1 pseudogene is annotated in these 363 nt (G+C 56.7%); it reads right to left on the bottom strand.

Annotation, left to right across the window (positions count from 1 at the left end):
* Positions 1-363: pseudogene (locus BFP70_RS18620) on the bottom strand (IS3 family transposase); the annotation flags it as partial.

Below are 363 nucleotides of genomic sequence, written 5' to 3'. Positions count from 1 at the left end.
GCGGACGGCCATAGCTGCCCAAGCTGAGCCGATGTTGTTCGCGGATATATGCCAGAAGGATCATGTCACGACGCTGGCGATGTGAGGGCGGCCTGCGACGCCACGCCCGTAGCCCACGATCTGAAACCTGCATCAGGCGGCACAGATACGCACGTGAGAGATCTCCGCGATACTCCGCAATGAATTGAAATCTCATTGCTTTTGGCTCGCGAAGAAGATTGCAGCTTTTTTAACACCTCCCTCTCCTCCCGCAGAATACGGTTCTCTTTACGCAAGCGCTCGTTCTCGCGGCGCAACTCCGCGTCCTCAGCGGCTGTTGGATCGGTCGAGTAATCCCGCATCCACTTGCCCAAGGTCGAAAAA

Source organism: Thioclava sp. SK-1, assembly GCF_001705665.1.
GTDB lineage: Bacteria > Pseudomonadota > Alphaproteobacteria > Rhodobacterales > Rhodobacteraceae > Thioclava.
The sequence above is the reverse complement of the archived record's forward strand: the minus strand, read 5'-3'. Positions and strand labels throughout refer to the sequence as shown.